Source organism: Streptomyces sp. NRRL B-24572, from assembly GCF_002156145.1.
In the GTDB taxonomy this organism is placed as follows: Bacteria; Actinomycetota; Actinomycetes; order Streptomycetales; family Streptomycetaceae; genus Streptomyces; species Streptomyces vietnamensis.
The window spans coordinates 1-1,801 of sequence record NZ_MWIG01000304.1 but is presented as its reverse complement, the minus strand read 5'-3'; the positions used below and the strand labels follow the sequence as shown (position 1 = coordinate 1,801).

Sequence of the window (1,801 nt, the reverse complement as noted above, 5' to 3'; positions counted from 1 at the left end):
GACGCCGCGCCGGCGGCCCGGGCCGGCGTGCCCGGGCCGCCCGGTCGCGGCGTCCGTGAGGAGTCCGGCCGACTCGAGCCGGCCGAGGAGCGCCTCCAGGCGTCCGTCCGGGAGGCCGAGCGCCCGCGCCTCGGCCCTCAGCAGCGCGGTCCCGCGGGTGCCGTCGAGCAGCCCGAGCACCGCCCCCGTCTCCTGGCCGACCGGGCCGAGCACCACCGCGTGCGCGGGGGCGACGCCGAACTGGACGTACCGCAGATTCCGCCACGCCCTCCGCAGCGCCGGTTTCACCATCGGATGCATTTCCCCGCCCCCGTTCGTCCCCATGTCCGTCCTCGACGTCCGTCCTCGTCCGTGCCCGCATTCATGATCGACAGCGGCATTCCGCCGCCCGAAGTGAGAATGCCCCGCCGCCGTGACCGGTGCCGAAAGTTGTCCACAGGCCAGGGGATTAGTCATTCAAATGGTGCGCGGTCGGGTCGGATCGTTCCCGAAACCACTCCCGAGGCGGGACTTCCTCCGCCGGCAGCGGGTAACGTCGGGGCCGTGCCCGCCGACCCACAGCGCAGCGTGACCAGCGAACCGCCCCGCGGGGCGGGGACGAGTGCGGTCGAGGTCCGCAGAAGCCCACGGCGCAGGAAATCCGTCTCGGCCTACCGCGAGGGCGACCGGACCATCGTGCTCATCCCGGCCCGCATGTCGGAGGCGGAGGAGCGCCGCTGGGTGGGCGTCATGCTCGACAAGCTCGCCGCCCAGGAGCGCCGGAGCGTCCTCGGCGACCGTGAGCTCACCGAGCGGGCGCTGCACCTCTCGGAGCAGTACTTCGGCGGCCGGGCCCGCCCAGGCTCGGTCCGCTGGGTGACCAACCAGAACACCCGCTGGGGCTCCTGCACCCCCTCCGAGGGCAGCATCCGCCTCTCCCACCGGCTCCAGGGCATGCCCGAGTACGTCGTCGACTACGTCCTCCTGCACGAACTGGCCCATCTCCTGGTGCCCGGTCACGGTCCGCGGTTCTGGCGGCTCCTGGAGGCGTACCCCCGCACCGAGCGGGCCCGCGGCTATCTGGAGGGCGTGGTCGCCGCCGGACGCCTGCCGCACCTTCCGGAGGCTCGCGAGGAGTGACGGCACCGCCACGCGCGCGTGCCCGGGTTTCCTGATTCCGTACCGAATACGACACCGGATACGACCTCACCTGTCTCAATGTCGTGCCCAGCGGTTAGCCTGGCGCGAGCATTCGCCATTCGGGATGGGGGACGGTCGTTACGCATGGCCAGGGAATTCCAACGCGGCCACAAGGCCAAGATCAGTGATCTGACCGCGGGGACCGATCTGTACGTGGGTGTGCAGATCGCGGCACCCGGACTGACTTTCGACATCAGCTGCTTCGGGCTCGACGCGGACGAGCGGCTCTCCGACGACCGCTACTTCGTCTTCTTCAACCAGCCGAAGTCGCCCGAGGAGTCCATCCAGCTGCTCGGCGCGCAGTCCGGTGACACCGAGTCCTTCCGCGTCACCCTCGACCGCATCCCCGCGAACATCCACAAGCTGTCGTTCACCGCGACGATCGACGGCGCCGGCCAGATGTCCCAGATCGGCCCCGGTCACCTGCGGATCGTGGCGGGCGGCGAGGAGGTCGCGCGGTACGCGTTCACGGGCGCCGAGTTCTCCACCGAACGCGCGGTGATGCTCGGCGACTTCTACCTCAAGGACGTGTGGCGGTTCGCCGCCGTCGGCCAGGGCTTCGACGGAGGCCTGGAGGCGCTCCTGCGGAACTTCGGCGGCGAGGTCGCCGAGGACGAGCCGG

At 71.0% G+C, this 1,801-nt stretch carries 2 protein-coding genes and 1 pseudogene; 2 read left to right on the top strand and 1 reads right to left on the bottom strand.

The window, feature by feature from the left end; all coding sequences use genetic code 11:
• Nucleotides 1-300 (bottom strand): annotated as a pseudogene (locus CCN56_RS19010) (ThiF family adenylyltransferase); the annotation flags it as partial.
• Between the two features lie 243 nt (nt 301-543).
• Here CCN56_RS19010 and CCN56_RS19005 point away from each other — a divergent pair.
• Nucleotides 544-1,119 (top strand): M48 family metallopeptidase, encoded by a 576-nt coding sequence (locus tag CCN56_RS19005; RefSeq protein WP_086828367.1) that lies wholly within the window; start codon nt 544-546, stop codon nt 1,117-1,119.
• Nucleotides 1,120-1,263: 144 nt separating this feature from the next.
• The coding region (locus CCN56_RS19000) for a TerD family protein (RefSeq protein WP_143664559.1) at nt 1,264-1,801 on the top strand (538 nt) is incomplete at its 3' end.